General features: G+C 68.1%; 18 protein-coding genes and 1 pseudogene. 13 read left to right on the forward strand and 6 right to left on the reverse strand.

Going from position 1 to position 19831, the window contains the following annotated elements; genetic code table 11:
- Positions 1-40 precede the first annotated feature (40 nt).
- Positions 41-1498, reverse strand: a pseudogene (locus KB201_RS01625) (MFS transporter).
- 119 nt (positions 1499-1617) lie between these two features.
- Between KB201_RS01625 and KB201_RS01630 the strand changes: the two are divergent.
- The 3 genes from KB201_RS01630 to KB201_RS01640 all read left to right on the forward strand — a co-directional run bounded on the left by KB201_RS01630 (position 1618) and on the right by KB201_RS01640 (position 5760).
- Positions 1618-2631 (forward strand): LacI family DNA-binding transcriptional regulator, encoded by a 1014-nt coding sequence (locus KB201_RS01630; RefSeq protein ID WP_058250777.1) that lies wholly within the window; start codon positions 1618-1620, stop codon positions 2629-2631.
- A gap of 104 nt (positions 2632-2735) precedes the next feature.
- Positions 2736-3395 carry a TetR family transcriptional regulator gene (locus KB201_RS01635; RefSeq protein ID WP_082652880.1) on the forward strand — a complete coding sequence of 220 codons (660 nt, stop codon included), beginning with the start codon at positions 2736-2738 and terminating at the stop codon, positions 3393-3395.
- A gap of 1 nt (position 3396) precedes the next feature.
- Positions 3397-5760 carry an MMPL family transporter gene (locus KB201_RS01640; protein WP_211538193.1) on the forward strand — a complete coding sequence of 788 codons (2364 nt, stop codon included), beginning with the start codon at positions 3397-3399 and terminating at the stop codon, positions 5758-5760.
- A gap of 6 nt (positions 5761-5766) precedes the next feature.
- On the opposite strand, the gene KB201_RS01645 is transcribed toward KB201_RS01640, so the two are convergent.
- Positions 5767-6087, reverse strand: a complete 321-nt coding sequence (locus KB201_RS01645) for a putative quinol monooxygenase (RefSeq protein ID WP_058250780.1) — start codon at positions 6085-6087, stop codon at positions 5767-5769.
- Positions 6088-6271: 184 nt separating this feature from the next.
- On the opposite strand from KB201_RS01645, the gene KB201_RS01650 reads away from it, so the two are divergent.
- The 5 genes from KB201_RS01650 to KB201_RS01670 all read left to right on the forward strand — a co-directional run bounded on the left by KB201_RS01650 (position 6272) and on the right by KB201_RS01670 (position 11885).
- Positions 6272-7696, forward strand: coding sequence for an aldehyde dehydrogenase family protein (locus KB201_RS01650; RefSeq protein WP_058250781.1), 1425 nt, complete (start codon positions 6272-6274; stop codon positions 7694-7696).
- A gap of 288 nt (positions 7697-7984) precedes the next feature.
- Entirely contained in the window at positions 7985-8917 is a 933-nt protein-coding gene (locus KB201_RS01655) for an alpha/beta hydrolase family protein (RefSeq protein ID WP_078112206.1), read from the forward strand.
- 44 nt (positions 8918-8961) lie between these two features.
- Positions 8962-9771: an alpha/beta fold hydrolase gene (locus tag KB201_RS01660; protein ID WP_078112207.1), complete on the forward strand. Its 810-nt coding sequence runs from the start codon at positions 8962-8964 to the stop codon at positions 9769-9771.
- A gap of 75 nt (positions 9772-9846) precedes the next feature.
- Positions 9847-11328 carry an alpha/beta hydrolase family protein gene (locus KB201_RS01665; RefSeq protein ID WP_078112208.1) on the forward strand — a complete coding sequence of 494 codons (1482 nt, stop codon included), beginning with the start codon at positions 9847-9849 and terminating at the stop codon, positions 11326-11328.
- Positions 11329-11438: 110 nt separating this feature from the next.
- Positions 11439-11885 carry a hypothetical protein gene (locus KB201_RS01670; protein ID WP_078112106.1) on the forward strand — a complete coding sequence of 149 codons (447 nt, stop codon included), beginning with the start codon at positions 11439-11441 and terminating at the stop codon, positions 11883-11885.
- A gap of 15 nt (positions 11886-11900) precedes the next feature.
- Here KB201_RS01670 and KB201_RS01675 read toward each other — a convergent pair whose 3' ends face one another.
- The 3 genes from KB201_RS01675 to KB201_RS01685 all read right to left on the reverse strand — a co-directional run bounded on the left by KB201_RS01675 (position 11901) and on the right by KB201_RS01685 (position 14186).
- A complete protein-coding gene (locus tag KB201_RS01675) occupies positions 11901-12737 on the reverse strand; it encodes an alpha/beta hydrolase (protein WP_078112107.1) in 837 nt (278 codons plus the stop codon).
- A gap of 21 nt (positions 12738-12758) precedes the next feature.
- Positions 12759-13148 (reverse strand): hypothetical protein, encoded by a 390-nt coding sequence (locus KB201_RS01680; protein WP_078112108.1) that lies wholly within the window; start codon positions 13146-13148, stop codon positions 12759-12761.
- A 108-nt stretch (positions 13149-13256) separates the two neighbouring features.
- Positions 13257-14186: an LLM class F420-dependent oxidoreductase gene (locus KB201_RS01685; RefSeq protein ID WP_078112109.1), complete on the reverse strand. Its 930-nt coding sequence runs from the start codon at positions 14184-14186 to the stop codon at positions 13257-13259.
- 128 nt (positions 14187-14314) lie between these two features.
- Here KB201_RS01685 and KB201_RS01690 point away from each other — a divergent pair, with 128 nt between their 5' ends.
- Positions 14315-14728 carry a hypothetical protein gene (locus tag KB201_RS01690; protein ID WP_065631983.1) on the forward strand — a complete coding sequence of 138 codons (414 nt, stop codon included), beginning with the start codon at positions 14315-14317 and terminating at the stop codon, positions 14726-14728.
- Between the two features lie 259 nt (positions 14729-14987).
- Here KB201_RS01690 and KB201_RS01695 read toward each other — a convergent pair whose 3' ends face one another.
- The gene (locus KB201_RS01695) at positions 14988-15491 is read right to left on the reverse strand and encodes a DinB family protein (RefSeq protein ID WP_078112110.1); all 504 of its coding nucleotides are present in this window, start codon (positions 15489-15491) and stop codon (positions 14988-14990) included.
- Between the two features lie 69 nt (positions 15492-15560).
- On the opposite strand from KB201_RS01695, the gene KB201_RS01700 reads away from it, so the two are divergent.
- The 4 genes from KB201_RS01700 to KB201_RS01715 all read left to right on the forward strand — a co-directional run bounded on the left by KB201_RS01700 (position 15561) and on the right by KB201_RS01715 (position 19785).
- Positions 15561-17015, forward strand: coding sequence for an LLM class flavin-dependent oxidoreductase (locus KB201_RS01700; protein ID WP_211538194.1), 1455 nt, complete (start codon positions 15561-15563; stop codon positions 17013-17015).
- On the forward strand, positions 17012-18055 hold the full coding sequence (locus tag KB201_RS01705) for a methionine ABC transporter ATP-binding protein (RefSeq protein WP_211538195.1): 1044 nt from the start codon (positions 17012-17014) through the stop codon (positions 18053-18055). The genes KB201_RS01700 and KB201_RS01705 overlap by 4 nt, the downstream gene beginning before the upstream one ends.
- A complete protein-coding gene (locus KB201_RS01710; protein ID WP_078112112.1) occupies positions 18052-18759 on the forward strand; it encodes a methionine ABC transporter permease in 708 nt (235 codons plus the stop codon). The genes KB201_RS01705 and KB201_RS01710 overlap by 4 nt, the downstream gene beginning before the upstream one ends.
- Positions 18760-18846: 87 nt before the next feature.
- Positions 18847-19785 (forward strand): MetQ/NlpA family ABC transporter substrate-binding protein, encoded by a 939-nt coding sequence (locus KB201_RS01715; RefSeq protein WP_058250790.1) that lies wholly within the window; start codon positions 18847-18849, stop codon positions 19783-19785.
- The last annotated feature ends 46 nt before the right edge of the window (positions 19786-19831 follow it).

Below are 19831 nucleotides of genomic sequence, written 5' to 3' on the forward strand. Positions count from 1 at the left end.
GGCTCGACTGCCGAGGTCGCGTGGGCATCAGACCGGCCGCCTACGCGACCTCCGCGTCCTCGCGGCGGTGGGCGAAGTGATCCACGAGGCCCACCACCAGCGCGATCAGCACCAGGACCGCGGCGGTCGCCAGCCCGATCTGGAACGCCCGCGCCCAGTCGCCTCCGGTGTTCGCCACCTGGGCGAAGAACACCGCACCGACGAGCGCGATCCCCGCGGCGGCCCCGATGCGCTGACCGGTCTGCAGGACGCCGCCGGCGATGCCCGCCTTGGTCACCGGCACCTGGTCGAGGCTGAGCGTGAGGTTGGGCGAGATCACGAGACCGGAACCGATACCCGCCACCAGCAGCGGCAGCGCGGCGGCGTACCCGACACCGGGACCAGACACGAGCGCGACGGCGACGATCGTCGCGATCATCCCCACGACCACCAGGCCCAGACCGAGCAACACCAGCGAGCGCCCGACCCGGTTGACGATGTTACCGCCGACGCTGGCCGACACCGCCGAGCCGAGCGCGAAGGGGGTCACCGCCAGACCGGCCTGCAGTGCCGAGTAGCCCAGGCCCTGCTGGACGAACAGCGTGTAGATGAAGAACACCGTGGTGAACCCGGCGAAGTAGACCATCGCGATGATGCACCCCAACGTGTACGACCGCATGGAGAACAACGAGAGGTCGACGAGTTGCTGGCGGCCGACGCGGCCCTGCCGGCGTTCCCACAGGACGAACGCACCGATCAGCACCGCCGCGACGACGAGCAGCAGCCATTTCCGCCCGCCGGGCCACTCCTGCTCCTGGACCATCGGCAGCATCAGCGCGAACACCCCGGTGCCCAGGAGCACAACGCCCACCGGGTCGAAACTCCCCCGCAGCGGTTGTTTGAGTTCTTCGGGCCGAGCCGGGATCAACCGGATCGCGGCGAGGAAGGCCGCGATGCCGATCGGCACGTTCACGAAGAAGATCCAGCGCCACCCGTCGGCGGACCCGCCCAGCTAGATGAGGACCCCACCGAGCAGCGGCCCGACCGCGGTCGAGATCCCGATGGTCGCGGCGAACATGCCGAAGGCCCGGCCACGCTCGGCCCCGCGAAACAGCAGCTGGATGAGCCCGGAGACCTGCGGCGCGAGAATGCCGCCCGCGACGCCCTGGATCAGGCGGAAGACGACGAGTTGCGTCGGGCCCTGGGCGAACCCACATGCCGCCGACGCCAGCACGAACAGGGACAGCCCGATGAGGAAGGTCACCTTGCGGCCGCGCGCGTCCCCGACCCGGCCGGCCGGGACCAGGACGAGGCCGAAGGCGAGGGCGTAGCCGGACACGACCCACGACAGGTCGGCCGAGTTCGCGCCGAGACCGGATTCGATGGACGGGAGCGCGACGTTGACGATCGAGACGTCGAGAAGGGTCATGAAGCCGACCACCAGGCACACCGCGAGCGCCTTCCAGCGCCGCGGGTCGGGTTCGTAGTCCGCGGAGAACGGGCTGGCCGGAGTCGACATGGATCGCCTTTCCTACAGGGGGTACCGCGGGTGTTCGTAGTCAATCAGCTCGCGAGATGGGCGACCCTCCCGAGTCCGCGAAACGCGAGTACCGGCATCGCATCTGGTGAGATGGACACATGGGTGTGAGCATGCGGGATGTCGCGGCGGCGGCCTCGGTGTCGGTGGGCACGGTCTCGAACGTGCTCAACTCGCCCGGAAAGGTCTCGCCCGCGACCGTCGCGCGGGTCCAGGCGGCGATCGACAAGCTGGGTTTCGTGCGCAACGACGCCGCGCGCCAACTCCGTGCGGGCCGTTCGCGTTGCGTCGGCATGGTGGTACTCGACGTGGGTAACCCCTTCTTCACCGACATCGCCCGCGCCGCCGAACAACGGGCCGGCGAGCACGACCTCACGGTGCTGCTCGGCACCTCCGACGACGACGAATCACGCGAACAGGCCTATCTCGACACCTTCGACGAGCAGCGGGTGTTCGGTTTGCTCGTCTCGCCGATCGGCGACGATCTGCGGCGGTTCGACTCGCTGCGACGTCGCGGTACCCCGGTGATCCTCGTCGACCGGGACGCCGGCGGCTCCCCCTTCGATTCCGTCGCCGTCGACGACATCGCGGGCGGGCGGCTCGCGGTGTCACACCTGTGCGAGACCGGTCGTCGCCGGATCGTCTTCGTGGGCGGACCGCCCGGACTGCGGCAGGTCGCGGACCGTCGGCGGGGCGCGCAGGAGGCCGTCGACGCCGTCGAGGACGCCACGCTCGAGGTCGTGCAGACGACGAACCTGAGTGTGCTGGCCGGACGCGAGGCGGGACAGGCCCTGCTGGCCAGGGCCCCCCGCGACCGACCGGATGCGGTGTTCTGCGCCAACGACCTCCTCGCGATCGGGGTCCTGCAGGCGTTGACGATGCTCGGCGGCGACGTCCGCGTTCCCGACGACATCGCGCTCATCGGTTACGACGACATCGATTTCGCCCGCTCGGCCGTCGTCCCGTTGTCGTCGATCCGGCAGCCGACCTCCCGCATCGGCGTCACCGCGGTCGATCTGCTGATGAGCGCGGCCGACGATCCCGCCGAACGCCACGTCCCGTCGAACCTCGTGTTCCAGCCCGAGTTGGTCGCCCGCGCATCGACACTGGGCTGAAGGTGTGACGCACGCCATCGCCGGGTAGACGGTGTGAGGACTCTCCTAATATTGCGTAGTCCTGCAAGTTTGCAGGGTTCTGCAAGTTCCGTACCGTGGGTGAGGTGAACTCCCCCGGACTCCGCGAGGCGAAGAAGGCGGCGACCCGTTCGGCGCTCGCCCGCGCTGTGCTGCGGTTGTCCACCAGCGTCGGGATGGATCACGTGATGATCGACGCCGTCGCGGCGGAGGCGAACGTCTCGGTCCGCACGTTCCACAACTACTTCAGCGGCAAAGAGGATGCGCTGCTGCACTTCGTGTCGTCACTGTTCGACACGCTCGTGGAGCGGATCGAGGCCCGACCGACGGACGAGAGCTTCTTCTGCTCGGTCCGAACCGCCCTCATCGAGGCCGCCACCTCGCCCGACGTCGGCGAACCCGCCGAGATCGTCGCGCTCCTGCGCCTCCTCGACACGGATCCGGGGCTGACGGCCAGGTCCCGCGACATGGAGTTGGGCGACACCGTCGAAGCGCGTCTCGCCGAACTGTGCGCGCAGCGCGGACAGCCGGCACACACCCTGTATCCGCGCCTCGTCCTGCACAACGCGATCACCACCATCCGCGTCGCCCTCGAATTCTGGGTGACCCATCACGACGACACCCCGGGCACCACTGCCGACCTGGCCACCGTGCTGGAGTCCGCCTTCGACCAACTGGCGTCCGGGCTCGCACAACCCATCCCACCGTTGAACGAACTCGCCGACCCATCCCTCGAGGAGCACTGACGTGGCAACACACCTGTACCGACTAGGGCGATGGGCGTACGAGAACCGCCTCAAGACCATCGCGATCTGGGTTCTGGTCCTGATCGGGCTGGGCATCGGCGCGAGCCTGCTGGCCAAACCGACCTCGGAGTCGTTCTCGATCCCGGGCATCCCGTCGGAGCGCGCCCAGGACCTGATGATCGAACGCTTCCCCGGGGAAGCGACGTTCGGTTCCGACATCGGTGTCACGTATGTCGTGCGCGCACCGGAGGGTTCGACGCTGAGCGAGCCCCGGTTCCAGAGCACCATCGACTCGATGGTGGCCGGCCTCAAGACCGTCGAGAACGTGAAGAGCCCCGATTCGATCGCCAACCCGTTCGTCTCGTACGGCACCGAGCAATCCCCCGGTCAGCTCCGTGAACTCTCGGCGACCTTCCAGCGGGAAACCTTCGGCAAGAGTGCGGACGAGGCCGCCGCCGACGCGCAGGCCACTTCGCCGATCAACGCGGCGGGCACGGTTGCGCAGCTCGGCGCCTCCTTCGACGTCAAGGCATCCTCGGACGTCACCGAGACCATGCGCGAACAGATGGACGCCATCGCCGACGACGCGCGGGCCGCCGGCCTCACCGTCGAGATGAAGGGTTCGGCCACACAGCAATTCGAGCTCGGGATCACCTCTGAGCTGATCGGCATCGGGGTCGGTGCGCTGATCCTCATCCTGACGTTCGCCTCCCTGGTCGCGTGGGGCATGCCGATCATCACCGCGATCGTCGGCGTCGCGATCGGCATGCTCGGCGTGCAGATGGGCACCCACTTCTTCGACCTCAGCAACGAGACACCGATTCTCGCGACGATGATCGGCCTCGCGGTCGGCATCGACTACGCGCTGTTCATCGTGTCCCGCTACCGCCACGAGATCCATCGGTCGGCGAACCGCGCCGACGCGGCGGGCCGGGCGGTCGGCACCGCGGGTTCGGCGGTCGTCTTCGCCGGCAGCACCGTCGTCATCGCTCTGGCCGCACTGGCCATCGTGAACATCCCGTTCCTCACCGCGATGGGTATCGCCGCCGCGGGCACCGTGGTGGCTGCCGTGCTGGTCGCGCTCACCCTCCTGCCGGCCATCCTCGGCCTGTTCGGCGGCAAGGCGTTCGCCGGACGCGTGCCGCGCCTCAACGCTCCCGATGTCGGACCGCACGATGCGGAGCGGTTGCACAACGGCCAGCGCTGGGTCCAGCGCATCGTGGCCCGGCCGCGCACCGTGACGGTCGCGATCGTCGGCATCCTCGTCGTCCTCGCGATCCCGATGGCCGGGCTCAAGCTCGCGCTACCCAACGACGGGACCGCCGAGCCGTCGGAGACGCAGCGCCGGGCCTACGACATGGTCGCCGAGGGTTACGGCCCCGGCGTGAACGGACCGCTGGTCGTCGTCGCGGACGGTCGCGAGATCCAGGACACCGGGGAGCGCCTGCGCGCCTTCGACTCACTCGTCGACGACCTGGGTCGCGTCGACAACGTCGAGGTGGCGCAGATCGGTGCCGGCGGGCTCAACGAGGCCCAGGACACCGCGAAGATCACCATCATCCCGTCGACCGCGCCGGCCGACGAGGCGACGCCCGCACTCGTGGAATCGCTCCGCGAGATGGAGTCCCGGGTGCAGGGCACGACGGGCATCTCCTACGGGGTGACCGGACAGACCGCGATCGAACTCGACATCTCCGACCGCCTGTCCAGTTCGCTGATCCCCTACCTCCTGGTCGTGGTGGGTCTCGCCTTCATCCTGCTGATCATCGTGTTCCGCTCGATCCTCGTGCCGCTGACCGCCGCGCTCGGCTTCCTGCTCAGCGTCGCCGCGACCTTCGGTGTGACCGTCGCCCTCTTCACCGACGGCGCCCTGGGGATCGTCGACAACCCGCAACCGCTGGTGTCGTTCCTGCCGATCATGTTGGTGGGCATCGTGTTCGGACTCGCCATGGACTATCAGGTGTTCCTGGTGACCCGGATGCGGGAAGCGTACGTGCACGGCGCCGACGCGAAGACCGCGGTGGTGGAGGGATATCGCCACAGCGCCCGCGTCGTGGCGGCGGCCGCGGCCATCATGATCTCGGTCTTCGCCGCATTCATGCTGCAGGACATGGCCTTCATCATGGTGATGGGCTTCGCCCTGGCCGCCGCGGTGTTCCTGGACGCCTTCGTCGTCCGGATGACCCTGATGCCGGCGGTGCTCACCGTCCTCGGCGACAAGGCGTGGTGGATCCCGCGCTGGCTCGACCGCATCCTGCCCGACGTGGACATCGAGGGCGAGAAGCTCGGCATCGGCGACGACGCGGCGCGACCGGCGGACCCGGCGGGGGCCGACACGGACTCCGAGGTCCGCGCCGGCCGCTGAGAGAGCTCAGTCGACCCGGAACTCCCCGAGTTCGGACCAGGTGTCGCCCTCGATCGTCGTGTTGATGACGTCGGGTGTGCGCTGGAGGTACTTGGGGAGTTCCTGCTGGGCCTGCTTGAAGTGCGGGGCGGTGACATGTGCCTCCGCGGCATCGTCGTCGAACGCCTCGACCAGGACGTAGGTGTTGGGGTCCTCGAGCGATCGCGACCAGTCGAACCACATGTTACCCGGTTCGGCGCGGGTTGCCTCGGTGAACTCGCGGGACAACTCGGGCCACTCGTCGGCGAATTCGGGCTTGATGGGGAACTTCACGACGATGAGGATCATGATTCGACCCTAGTCGTTCGCGGCCGGGCCGAGCGTCGCAGCATGCGACTGGGACGGCTGTTCCAGAACCGGTCACAAAGTGTCGCCCCCGGAACGCCGGGATTCGCGAGACCCCGGTCGCGGCAGCGCCTACAGTGTGAAACAGACAACAATTGTCCTCACTTCAGGCTGCAACGGAGGCACCATGCCGGACATCACCAAGTTCTACATCGACGGTCAGTGGGTCGAGCCCGCCGAGCTCAACCTCATCGACGTCATCAACCCGGCCACCGAGAAGTCGGCCGGACAGGTCGCCATCGGCAGCGCGGCCGACGTCGACGCAGCGGTCGACGCCGCCCGTCGCGCATTCGTCACCTGGGGACAGACGACCGTCGAGGAACGTCTCGAAGTCCTCAACCGGATCATCGCCGAGTACCAGAACCGCATGGGCGACCTCGCCGCCGCGGTCACCGAGGAGATGGGTTCGCCGGTCGGCCTCACGAACGCCGCCCAGGTGCCGATCGGTCTCGGCCACCTGATGACCGCCGCCGCGCAACTCCCCGACTTCAAGTTCGTCGAGGACCGCGGCAGCTCGCGCATCGCCAAGGAGCCGATCGGCGTGTGCGGCTTCATCACTCCGTGGAACTGGCCGCTCAACCAGGTCATGTGCAAGGTCGCCCCGGCACTCGCCACCGGTTGCACCATGGTCCTCAAGCCCTCCGAGGTCGCGCCGTTCAGCGCGGCGATCGTCGCCGAGATCTTCGACGCCGCCGGCGTACCCGCAGGCGTGTTCAACCTCGTCAACGGTGACGGCCCCGGCGTCGGCGCCGCGCTGTCGAGCCACGAGGGCATCGACATGATCTCGTTCACCGGGTCCACCCGCGCCGGCATCGAGGTCGCCAAGAGTGCCGCGCCGACCGTCAAGCGCGTCGCCCAGGAACTCGGCGGCAAGAGCCCGAACATCATCCTCGACGACGACGACTTCGCGAAGAACGTCGCCGGCGGCATCGCGACGATGATGATGAACTCGGGCCAGTCCTGCAACGCCCCGAGCCGCATGCTGGTCCCCGCCGGCCGCGTCGACGAGGTCGCCGAGATCGCCAAGGGGGTCGCCGCCGAGCTCACCGTCGGCGATCCCACCACCGACGTGAAGCTCGGCCCGGTCGTGTCCGAGGCGCAGTTCGACAAGATCCAGGGTCTCATCGAGCGTGCCGTCGCCGACGGCGCGACCGCGGTCGTGGGAGGTCCCGGGCGCCCCGAGGGTCTCGAGACCGGCTACTACGTGAAACCGACCGTGTTCACCAACGTCACCAACGACATGGAGATCGCCCGCACCGAGGTGTTCGGCCCGGTCCTCGTCGTCATCGGTTACGACTCGATCGACGAAGCGATCAAGGTCGCCAACGACACCGAGTACGGCCTCGCCGGCTACGTCTCCGGCAAGGACGTCGACGAGGTCCGCCGCATCGGATCGCAGATCCGTGCGGGTTCGATCTCGCTCAACGGCGCCCAGCTCGACCCGAGCGCACCGTTCGGCGGATACAAGAAGAGCGGCAACGGCCGCGAGTGGAGTGACTACGCCTTCGACGAGTTCCTCGAAGTGAAGTCGCTGCTCGGTTTCGGGGCCTGACAACAGCCCGTTCCCTTTCCCGTCGACGCCGGGCGCATCCTCAACGGATGTGCCCGGCGGCGTCGTTCGTCGAGAGCCGCGGAGTCGCGCCCACTGCGGTACCCCAGGATTTCGCAAGGCCCGGACAGGACTGCGCGAACGTCCTACGCTTGCCGAACGACTTCGATCCGGCGGCCCGGCGCCTACCGATCGAATCCACATTCTTCGGGGGAAGAGCGTCCGCGCGGCGCACATGGGGGAACGGTGCTTCGAGTGATTCTTCGTGCGGTCTGTGCCGCATGTCTGGTGATGCTGTGTCTGGCCGCCGCGCCCGCAATGGCGGCACCCGCTGCGTCGCGAGTGGTCTCGATCGTGCAGGAGTCCCCGACCCGCGCCGCGGTCTGGGTCTACTCGGCGGCGATGGCCAAGAACATCAAGCTCTTCGTCCTCACGCCACGAACGAAGACCGGACCCCGGCCGACGCTCTACCTCCTGGACGGGGCGGGTTCGCGCGGCAACGACAGTGGGTGGCGCGGAGCCGGCAATGCCGACGAGTTCTTCGCCGACAAGGACGTGAACGTCGTACTCCCGACGGGTGCGTACGGCAGCCAGTACGCCGACTGGCAGCGTCGCGATCCGCGCGTCGGACAACCGATGTGGGAGACGTTCCTGACCAGGGAACTCCCGCCCCTCATCGACGCCCGCTTCGAGTCGAACGGTTCGCGCGGGATCGCGGGCGTCTCGATGGGCGGGCAGGCGGCGTTCACGCTCGCGTCACGGGCCCCGGCGCTGTACCGCGCGGTGGCCTCGATCAGCGGATGTCCTCCGGTGTCCTCCCCGCAGGGAGAGTCGTATGTGCGGGCCACCCTCGCCCGGGGTGGGGCGAACGCCGACAACCTCTGGGGGCCGGTCGGTTCGGCCGGATGGCGGGACCACGACCCGGCGCGGCATCTGGACCGTCTCCGCGGCAAGGCCCTGTACCTGTACTCCGGTGCGGGCCGGCTCGGTCCCGCCGACCTCAAGCGGAACGTGACGCCCGAGGAAGGCCTCTACCAGGTGGTACTCGCCGCATCGTCGGCGTTCGAGATCGCGACCAGCGACTGTTCGCGCCGGTTCGCCGGGTTGTTGCGCGGTGCGGGTCTGCCGTTCACCGACGCGTTGCAGGAGGTCGGAACCCACCATTGGTACTACTGGGAGAAGGAACTCCCCAACATGTGGGCGGCGATCTCGCCGGCACTCTGAGGCGAATCACGGAATCCGGTCAGCCGCGTGGCTACCATCTCCGCATGCAGATCCCCGTCGCGTCCGATACCGGTCCCGTCCTCGACACCGAGGTGTTCGGCGACGGCGAACCGCTGCTGCTCATCGGCGGCATGTCCGCACACCGCGGGATGTGGACCGATGAGCTCCTCGACGCCCTCACCCCGCACTTCTCGGTGGCCGCCTACGACCATCGCGGCATCGGCACGAGCAGTCGGGCCGAGGGACCGTTCACCATCGCCGACCTCGCCGCCGACGCCCGCGGAATCCTCGACGGCCTCGGCTGGGACTCCGCCCACGTGCTGGGCACGTCGATGGGCGGCATGATCGCGCAGGAACTCGCCCTGAACTCGCCGGACCGGGTGCGCAGTCTCGTCCTCGGCTGCACCACCGCGGGCGGCCCCGGGGCCATCGGCGCACCCGGCTCGTCTGGCGCCGCCCGCCTCGTCGAGGCGATCTCGTCGCGCGACGCCGACCGCGTCGCCCGCATCGCGTTCGAGGTCAATCTGTCTCCCGAGTTCATCGCCCGCGCCGGCGCCTTCGACCATTTCGTCTCGCTGTCGAGGCAGCGCCGCGTTCCGTCGGCAGTCGTCGCGTGGCAGGCGGGCGCCTGCGCGGCACACGACACCCGCGACCGGATCGGCTCACTCGACATGCCGACGGCGGTCATCCACGGCGACGTCGACGAGATGATCGCGGTCGCCGAGGGCGAGCGGCTCGCCGACCTCATCCCGCAGGCCACCCTGGCGCGATGGTCCGACGTCGGACACATGTTCTGGTGGGAACGTCCGGACGAGACCGCCGAGATCATTCGGAAAAATGCGCTCACCCGGTAACGCGGGTCCACTCTCCGAACGACATCCCTGACATCGGCACCGTGTAGTCGGGTGGCCGCGTATGTCAGGAGCTCCATGTCGCACTCGCACAGCGAACCGCCCGTCCCCTCCACCCCCGCGGGCCAGACGCCCGAGTCGCCACGCCGACCCTCACCTCGTCGCCGACTCCTCACCGGCATCTCGGTGGTCGCGATCCTCACGCTCGGCCTGTTCGGCGCGAGCACGCTGATCAACTCGTCGAACACCGCCAGCGCTCTGCGTGGGCATCCCGAAGTGCTGCGGCCGGGCTGCACGTGGGACTCCTCCGGGAACTACGTCCAGAACTGCAAGGTCTGGTCGGAGTCGCAGAAACGGCACGTGATCGTGCAGATCCGCGCCTCGAGCGGCAGCGACAGCGGCGTCTACCTGCTCGACGGCATGCGTGCCAGCGAAACCCGCTCGGCATGGACCACCGACGTGCAGGCCGCCAAGGTCTACGACGCCAAGGCCGACACCACCCTGGTCATGCCGGTGGGCGGCGCATCGTCGTTCTACACCGACTGGGACGGCGGCGCCGGTGACAAGAACACGGTCATCAAGCAGGAGACCTTCCTGACCTCGGAGCTGCCCGGTTACCTCGAGCGTGAGTTCGGCGTGGCCCGCAACAACAACGCGATCATCGGACTGTCGATGTCCGGCGGGCCCGCGGTGACCCTCGCCGAGCGCCACCCCGAGCAGTTCAAGGTCGTGCAGGCGATGTCGGGCTACTACCAGACCGACAACCCGATCGGCGCTCTCGGCGTGTTCGCCACGCAGACCATGGTGTCCAACTACGTCAACGGCGTCGTCAACATGTGGGGCGCGCCGGGCGGCACCCGCTGGACCGACAACGACCCGTCCAAGAACCTGACGCAGCTGGCCGACAACGGCCAGGTTCTCATCATCTCCTCGGGCAACGGTTTCCTGACGCCGTCGGAGATGGCCAAGCTGTCGCCGCAGGACCAGCTCAGTGCGATGGCTCTGGAGATCCTGTCCGCGGTGTCGACCGTGCTCATGCAGTTGCAGGCCAAGCAGGCCGGCGTATCGGTGATCTCGTTGCCGAACTACGGCGGCCACACGTGGGAGAACTGGGGACGTGCGCTCGGTGACGGCAAGGAGCACGTGCTGACCACACTGCGCAACAACCCGCCGGTGACCACGAAGACGACCGTCGTCTCCGCCTCGGGCAGCCCCGATCCCGACGGCCCCGCGAAGGTGACCCTGGCGGCGAAGAAGGCGGCCGAGGAATCGCCGGCGCTCGACCTGTCGGGTCTGTCGGCCCGTGGTTCGGATGAGACCGAGTCCGCCTCTCAGTCGGCCTCCTCGTCCGCCGAGTCGTCCGCAGCGGAGTCGTCGGCCTCCGGGTCGTCCTCGGCCGACCTCGCACCGTCCGCGGTGTCGGGCTCGGAGTCGGTGGACGCTTCCGTCCCGGAATCGGCCACCAGTTCCGAGACGAGCACGCCGACCGTGCCCCAGCTCGCCCCGACGGGGCCCGTCACACCCGGTAACTCGAGCAGCACCCCGGTCCCGTCCCGCTGACCGGCTCTCCCGCTCACGGTTTCCGTTCCCGCTCACCGGAAGAGGTGTGAGCGGGAACGGACCGTGTGAGGGACCGATCCCGTCGACCCACCTGCTGCTAGCGTTCAGCCATGACCGCCGACCCCGATCTCGCCGACCTCGTCGGCGTCGACACCATCGTCGTGGTCGTGGCGTCCGGTGTGATCCTCATCTGGGCACTCGCCTTGGGCGTGTGGAAGTACCACGGCATCCGCACCTCACCGGACCGGACGGCCCATGTGTATGTCGACATCGCGCACCGGGCCGCGCTGATGTACTCGTTCGCCACCCTGGTGCTCGCCGCGCTGGTCGAGCTCAGCGCCTTCCCGACGACCGTCAACGCGATCGCCGCGGCGGTCCCGATCGTCTTCTTCGTCGCGGCGATCGCCGCGTATTGCATCCACGGCGCCCTGCGGGACACCACGAATCAGTTCGTCGACCCGACTCCCGGCACCTACCTGTTCATGCTCGCGCTCATCGTGGGCGAGATCGGCGGCGTGCTGGTCCTGCTGGCCGGGGTAGTGGTGCGACTGACGTGAGTGGTCGCGCGATGGTCACGGGCGCGCGGTGTGACCGCGCAGCCAGGTGATCACCGCGTCGAGCACCACCGCCTGCTCGGGTTCGTTGAAGATTTCGTGGAACAGGTCGTCGTAGATCACGAGCGTTTTGTCCGCCGACCCGGCGAGCCGCTCGACGAGTTCGCTGCCGCGCGGGTCGGTGAGCGCGTCCTCGCTGCCGTGCATCACCAGGATGGGTAGTTGCAGTGACGGCAGGCGCTCAGGAAACGACCGCATGGTGCCGATCATCGCCCCGCCCAGCCCGGCCGGGATCTTGCCGCGCGTCACCAGCGGGTCGGCGTCGTAGGCGGCCACGACGTCCGGATCCCGGGAGATGCTCGACGAACTCAACTCGGTGGTGGGCAATCCCGGTGCGATCCGGCCGATCAGCGGCGCGAATCGGACGGCCAGATCGGGCAGGTCGTCACCGGGCAGCACGGCCGCTCCCGACAGGATCAGTCCGTCGAGCTTGTCCTGGTGGTCGAGCGCATAGTCGAGAGCGATGCACCCGCCCATGCTGTGCCCGATCAGGAACGTCGGGACGCTGCCGTCGGCGACATGGGCGAGCACGGTGTCGAGGTCGTCGGTGAAGTCACCGAACCGGCGCAACCGGAGTCGCTTGCCACCCGAGCGGCCGTGACCGACGTGGTCCGGTATCGCGACGAGGTAACCGTCGTCGACGAGCCGACGGGCCACATGCAGATACCGTCGTCCGTGTTCGGCGAGTCCGTGCACCACGACGACCACGCCGCGCGGGCTGTCCGCGGGCCGGTGGACGTCGTAGACGATGGTGTGCCCGTGCCGGCCGCGAAAACTGTGTTCTTCCGGTGTCATTCCCTGATCTCGTTTCGGTGTTCAGTGCCAGCCGAGTCGGGCAGCGACCGACTTGCCTGCCGACTCGAGGGCGCCGAGCGGACGGAAGGCGGCCTCGCCGATACCGACGAGTGCCTCGACCCGCCCGACCACCCGTTCGAGCCGCCCGACGATGTCGGACATGCGGTCGACGGTGGCGTCGACCTGGTCGAGGGTTCCGGAGAGTCGCACCAGCGTCACGTCGAGTTTCGCGATCGTCGAGTTCAGCCCGTCCAGGGTGGGGCCGAGTCCGTCGAGGGTCTCCCCCATGTCGGCGATGATGCCCTCGAGTTGCTCGACGGTCACGTCGGCGTTGAGCGCGGCCTGCGCCAGCTTCTTGATCCGTTGACGTTCCGGCGGTCTCGATGATGTGTGCTCGCCCCTGTCGGCCATGAGGTGGATTATGGCCCATCGGGGTCCGCCCGGGTGTCGGGTCGGGTGAACCCTTCGTGGACACTCCGCTCTCGCCGCACCCCAGGGGACGGGGGTGTCGTGGGGCGGTCACGCCAATTGCGGGGCGACTTTCGACGCGACGAGCTCGAGGTGATCGAGATCCGACAGATCAAGGGTCTGCAGATACATGCGCGTGACGCCCAGCTCGCCGTAGCTCGCGATCTTCGCGGCGACCTCGTCCGGGGTTCCGGCAGCCCCGTTCTCGCGCAGCTCGTCCGGTTCCCGGCCGATTGCCTCGGCCCGGCGCCGGAACTCGGCTTCGTCTCGGCCGCAACACAATACGAGTGCGGCGGAGTAGGTGAGCGACTCCGGGTCGCGGCCGGCGTCGACGCACGCCGTCCGGACGCGCCCGATGAGATCCCCGGCGACGTCGAGTGGTTGGAACACGACATTGAACTCGTCGGCGAAACGCGCCGCCAGCGCAGGCGTCCGCTTCTTGCCACTGCCTCCGATGATGATCGGCGGGCGCGGATGCTGCACGGGTTTGGGCAGGGCCGGCGACTTCGAGAGGCGAAAGTGCGTGCCCTCGTAGTCGAACTCCTCGCCCAGCGGGGTCTGCCACAACCCGGTGATGATCTCGAGGTTCTCCTCTAGGCGGTCGAACCGCTCCTTCAACGGCGGGAACGGGATTCCGTACGCCTCGTGCTCACCCTCGTGCCAGCCCGTTCCGATTCCCAATTCGACACGGCCACCGCTCATCTGATCGACCTGGGCGACTGCGATCGAGAACGGCCCGGGTAGCCGGAAAGTGGCCGACGAGACGAGCGTCCCCAGCCGGATTCGCGAGGTCTCGCGCGCCAAGCCCGCCAACGTGATCCACGCGTCGGTCGGCCCGGGGAGGCCGTCGCCGCCCATTCCGGCGAAATGGTCGGAACGGAAGAAGGCATCGAAGCCCAGGTCCTCGGTCGCCTTGGCGACGGTGAGCAGATCGTCGTAGGTCGCACCCTGCTGGGGCTCGGTGAAGATTCGCAGTTGCACGTTTCCAACCTACGCGCGCTGGGCACACGACCGGTGGCGAGGCGGCGTGCGAAGCGGACCCCATCCGGCCCGGCGGCCATTCCGAATCGCTCCACGCACGACACCGTTCCTCGACAAAGGAGTCCAACATGAAGACAGTCACGCGCACAGCTCTGGGTTTCGTCGTCGCCGCCGCAGGTGCGACCGCAGTATCGCTCGCCGCCGCGCCGTCCGCCGGCGCCGCGCCCACCGTATGTCCGGCACTTCCCGGCCAGTCCGCCTCTGCGGCCTCGTGTAGCGCCGACTCCGGCCCGACCGGACTCTCGCTCGCCATCACCGACAACGGCGGCGAAGCCAACGTCACCGCCGACAACTTCGCCGGACCCGCGGCCATCGCCCTCGGTCCCGGAGCGACGGTCACCATGGACGGCATCCGTCCCGGCCTGGCCATCGGTATCGCCGGACCCGGCGGCGAGGTCGTCGTCGACGGCAAGAACGGCCCGACCTGCAAGGGGCCGGCGTTCGCGGGCGACTTCCAGACCTTCAAGGGCTGCCTGTCCTGACCGTCCCGCACCGGCGCCTGAGGTGCGACGTGGATAGCGACCAACCCCCTGCTCCCTGAGGAGCGCCCGGAGCTTGCGGAGGGCGCGTCACGAAGGGTCTTCGCAACCCGACTCACCAGGACCCTTCGTGACGGCCTCCGCAAGCTCCGGCCTCCTCAGGGAGCAGTGAATGGGCTCGCACCGCGCACAACGGTTCTGTCGTGGTCCACGACGGCCGCCAGGCCGCAATTACTCAGAACGCGGAGCGACAGCGACGGGATCAGGACAACAGGCCCCGGACGTATGCCGCCTGACCGATGTGCTGGGTGTCGTCGTCGATCACGCTGAGCAGTCGTACGCCCAACGTGACCGGCGGGTCCCAGTTCTCGTCGACGACGCGGTCGAGATCTGAATCCGACAGCGCGCCAATGTAGTCGACGCTGACCGCGTGCGTGGCGTCGTAGTAGCCACGCAACAGGTCCGGGTCGTCGACGACGACCCGCGCCGCCTCGTCGGCAGACTGCCCGTACCCGCTCTCCCCGGGGTCGAACGGCAGACCGAACCGTTCGACCCATCCCCCGGTCACCCACACCTCGTCGGTTCCGGCGACGTCGGCGACGTGCGAGTCCTGCACGCGCGTCAGATGCCACACGAGCCAGGCGATCGTGTTGGCACCGGGCGCGGGAGCCCGGTTCAATTCCTCGGTGGAGATGTCGTCCAGGACGGCGTGAACGTTCTCAACGACTCGACCGAGACCGTCGAGCAACACATCTGTAGATCGCATGGCACAAGTTTAGGTTCGCGGTGGGCACAACGATGGCCACTCCGACGATCCGTCAGCATCATTCCTCCGGTGTCAGAACCGAATGCCCCACGTAAGATCCGATTCAACGCCTTCGACATGAATTGCGTTGCGCACCAGTCACCGGGTCTATGGCGCCACCCCGACGACCGGTCGTGGGACTACAACACCATCGACTACTGGGTCGACCTCGCCCGCTTGCTGGAGACCGGCGGATTCGACGGTCTGTTCATCGCCGACGTCCTGGGCACCTACGACGTGTACGCCGGCAACGACGAAGCCGCCATCCGCCAGGGTGCGCAGATCCCCGTGAACGACCCGCTGTTGCTCGTCTCGGCGATGGCGCACGCCACCGAACACCTCGGCTTCGGGGTCACCACCGGTACGGGTTTCGAGCATCCCTACCCCTTCGCACGGCGTCTGTCGACGCTGGACCACCTCACCCGTGGCCGGATCGGCTGGAACGTGGTGACGGGATACCTGCCTGCGGCAGCCCGCAACATGGGCGCCGACGATCAACTCGAGCACGACGAACGCTACAACCAGGCCGATGAGTACCTCACCGTGCTGTACAAGCTCTGGGAGGGTTCGTGGGAACGCGACGCGGTCCTCCGCGATCGCGAGGCGGGCATCTTCGCCGACCCGGCCCGGGTCCATCACATCGGGCACCGCGGCACCCACTTCACCGTGCCCGGCATTCACCTCGCCGAGCCGTCGCCGCAGGGTTCACCGGTCATCTACCAGGCCGGGGCCTCGCCTCGCGGCCGGCGTTTCGCCGCGGAGAACGCGGAGGCCATCTTCGTCGCCGCGCCGACCAAGGCCATCCTGCGTGATGTGGTGAGCAAGGTGCGCGACGAGCTGATCCTGGCCGGACGCGACCCGTACGACGCGAAGATCTACACGCTGCTGACGATCATCACCGACTCGACTCCGGAGGCAGCCCGCGCGAAAGCCGCGGAGTACCAGTCCTACGCCAGCACCGAGGGTGCGCTGGTCTTCATGTCGGGCTGGATGGGGATCGACCTCGCGAGTTACGAGATCGACGAACCGATCGGCAACGTGCACAGCAACGCGATCCAGTCCGCGGTCGCCGCTTTCCAGCAGGCGAGCGACACCGGCGAGGAATGGCGCGTGCGGGACATCGCGGCGTGGGGCGGCATCGGCGGAATGGGTCCGGTCCTGATCGGCTCCGGCGACGAGGTGGCAGAAGCCCTGCAGGACTGGGTGACCGAGACCGACGTCGACGGCTTCAACGTCGCCTACGCGGTGACCCCCGGATCGTTCGAGGACATCATCACCCACGTGGTGCCCGCCCTCGAGCGGCGCGGACTCTACGACCGGGACTACGTCCCGGGAACCCTGCGCCACAAGCTCTTCGGGCGTGGCGATCAACTGCCGGAGAATCATCGCGGGTCCACGTACCGGGTCGGTGGGAGCAACTCGACCGTCGACGATTCGATCAGGGAAGCCGCTCAGCTCACCAGCGCGAACGGGGGCCTCCGGTGATCGAGGTGGTGGGGTTGACGAAGGTGTTCGGTGTCGGTTCGCCCGACCCGACGACGGTGCTCGACGAGGTCGACTTCACTGTCGACGCCGGTGAGATCTTCGCCGTCGTCGGCCCGTCCGGCGCCGGCAAGAGCACGTTGGCCCGGTGTCTGAATCTGCTGGAACGTCCGACGTCGGGCAGGGTCGTCGTCAACGGGGAGGATCTCACCGCACTGGGCACGTCGGGCCTTCGCGACGCCCGGCGCCGGATCGGCACCGTGTTCCAGTCGGCGAGTCTGCTGTCCCGGCGAACCGCGGCGCAGAATGTCGCTTTGCCTCTCGAATATCTGGGTGCGACAAAGCGATCGACCACGGCTCGCGTCGGCGAACTTCTCGATCTGGTCGGCCTCGCCGACAAAGCGGACCTGTATCCGCATCAGCTGTCCGGCGGTCAGCGGCAGCGCGTCGGCATCGCTCGGGCCCTCGCACTCAAGCCTTCCGTCCTGCTGTCCGACGAAGCCACCTCGGGTCTGGATCCCGCGGCCACGGACACCTTCTTACGGCTCCTCACCGACGTTCGGGACGAACTGGATCTCGCGGTGGTGTTCATCACCCACGAGATGGACACGGTCGTGCGGGTCGCCGACACCGTCGGCCGTCTCGAACGCGGCCGCATCGTCGAGTACGGAAGACTGGAACAGGTGGTCCTGGAACCGGATTCGGTTCTGGGACGGGCACTCCGGCCGCGCGGGCCAAGTGCGCAACCGGCCTCGGCCGAAACCCCGATCTCGGTGGTCTACCACTCCGCGACGGTCCCCGCGGACTGGTTGACCCAGCTGGGCAGGCGACTCGACATCTCGATCTCGGTGCTGGGCGCCAACGTGCAGACCATCGACGGCACCGTCTTCGGCGATCTCACCGTGTCGGTGCCGATCGGACACGCGTCGGCATTCATCGGCGCCGCGGGTGAACTAGGCCTGGCCGCGCGCCTTCTCGACGCCACCGCGACCGCGGGCGGTACCGCCGTCGAGACCGTCACCGGCTCCGAGGTGGCCGCGTGAGCACCACGTATTCGGCGAACATCACGGTGCCGCTCGACGAGATCCCCGACCTGCTCATCCCGGCGGCCATCGACACGGTCCTGATGGTGAGCATCGTGATGGTCGTCGTCCTGGTGGTGGGAGTCCCGCTGGGCGCACTCATCCACAACCTCGCTCCCGGCGGGCTTTTCGCACGACGCTCGTTGCACACCCCCCTGTCGTGGGTGATCAGCATCGGTCGGTCGTTGCCCTTCCTGGTGCTGATGACGGCGATCATCCCGTTCACCCGCCTGGTCACGGGCACGAACATCGGCATCGCCGCGGCGGTGGTACCGATGTCGATCGCCGGCATCGCCTTCTTCACACGCATCGTCGAGAACTCGCTGCGGTCGGTCCCGGCCTCGACGATCGACGTGGCACGTGCGTCCGGCGGATCGAACGCCCAGATCATCTGGAAGGCACAAGTTCCCGAGGCGCTGCCGAGCATAATCGGCGGACTGACGATCAACACCATCGCGATGATCGAGTACTCCACGATCGCCGGCACCATCGGCGCCGGCGGACTCGGATACGTGGCCGTGACCTACGGCTACCAGCGATTCGATCAGGGAGTCATGGTCGCCACCATCATCGTGCTCATCGTGACGGTGGCCGTGATCCAGGTCGCCGGCGACGCCCTCGCCCGTAGCCTCAACCCGGTCACGTCCCGCCGGGTCAACCACTGAAGAACCACAAAACCGCCGGCCGGCTCTGCTCCCTGAGCGGCGGAGCGCCCGTCACCGCATCACCCAGCCACACCCGAAAGGCACCCCATGACACAGGACACCGGTTCCACCACCGGCACCTCATCGAAATCCGGCGAGACTCCCTCTCCGCCCGGCAGTTCCGGAATCGAGATCTCGACACGTCGCCGCTGGCCGCTGATCGTCGGCGCGCTGGTCGTGGTCGCCGTGATCGCCGCCGTCGTCGGCTGGCGCTTCCTCGGGTCCGACTCGACGTCGCCCAACGAGACCGCCGGTGCGACACTGACCGTCGTCACCGCCGAGGGCAACGCCTCCGAGCAGGCACTGGTCGAGTTCATCGCCGACGAGGTCGCACCCCGGTACGACATCAAGGTCGCATTCAAGGGCCTGTCCGACTCCACGACGCTGAACCGTGCGGTCAGCGACGGGGAGGTCGCGGGCACCGTCTATCAGCACAAGCTGTGGCTGTCGCAGGTCCTCGAGGCGAACCCGGACTTCCAGGAGGAAGCCGCGACGCCGGTGTTCCGCTGGGGATTCGGCATCTGGTCGGACAAGTACCGCGACGTCGCCGACCTGCCGCAGAACGCCCGCGTCTCCCTCTACTCCGATCCCGCGAATGAAGCCCAGGGACTCTGGCTGCTCGAACGCGCCGGACTCATCACGCTGAAACCAGGCGTGGACAAGTGGAAGGCGACCCAGAAGGACATCGCCACGAATCCGCGGAACCTGCAGTTCGTCCTGCTCGACTTCGCCGCCCAGTCGCGCTCGCTCGCCGACCTCGACGCCACCGTGGGCTACACCGAGTACTACCTCGCCGCGAACATCGACATCGCCAAGCAGATCTACGCTCCGCCCGCTCCCGACGAGTTCGCCGGGCAGCTGACCATCGGGACGCAGTGGAAGGACACCGAGAACATCAAGAACCTGGTCGCCGCGTTCAAAGACCCTGCCGTGCAGGAATTCCTGCGGACCGATCCGCGGGTCAAGGGCATCCTGCTGCCCCTGTGACCAGCGTCGGCACTGCTGCACACCCCAGCACCGCACCCGGGTCGCC

The sequence above is a fragment of the Gordonia sp. SCSIO 19800 genome (assembly GCF_018132775.1).
Taxonomy (GTDB): Bacteria; Actinomycetota; Actinomycetes; order Mycobacteriales; family Mycobacteriaceae; genus Gordonia; species Gordonia hongkongensis.